Below are 329 nucleotides of genomic sequence, written 5' to 3' on the forward strand. Positions count from 1 at the left end.
AGATGTGTATAAGAGACAGGTTATCGATTACTCGACTTCGGTACTAACAACAATTTCAACGTCGTTGTAGTAGATGTTGGAATCACCACCTTCAATCAACATGCGGCTAATAAGCTTCTTAGCAGCGGCTTCGTTCGCAGGGCCAACCACAAGCGTGGTAGCGCGAGTGCCAAGGCGAGTGCCGTTTGCACGTTTCATCTCTAGCAGCTGCTTCTTAGCCAATGCATAGTTCGCTTCGTTTAGCGTGTCTTTAGAACCAATCGCGATTTGAGGAAAAGAGAAACCAACGTTACAACGACCATCAACACCCCTGTCTCTTATACACATCT

1 protein-coding gene is annotated in these 329 nt (G+C 46.5%); it reads right to left on the reverse strand.

What is annotated here, in order from left to right:
* Window positions 1-27: 27 nt before the first annotated feature.
* Window positions 28-329, reverse strand: a 302-nt coding sequence (locus tag OW491_RS18205; protein WP_290037305.1) for a Mu-like prophage major head subunit gpT family protein, incomplete at its 5' end; no start/stop codon positions are given.

The organism is Neptunomonas sp. CHC150 (assembly GCF_030397555.1).
In the GTDB taxonomy this organism is placed as follows: Bacteria; Pseudomonadota; Gammaproteobacteria; order Pseudomonadales; family Balneatricaceae; genus Neptunomonas; species Neptunomonas phycophila.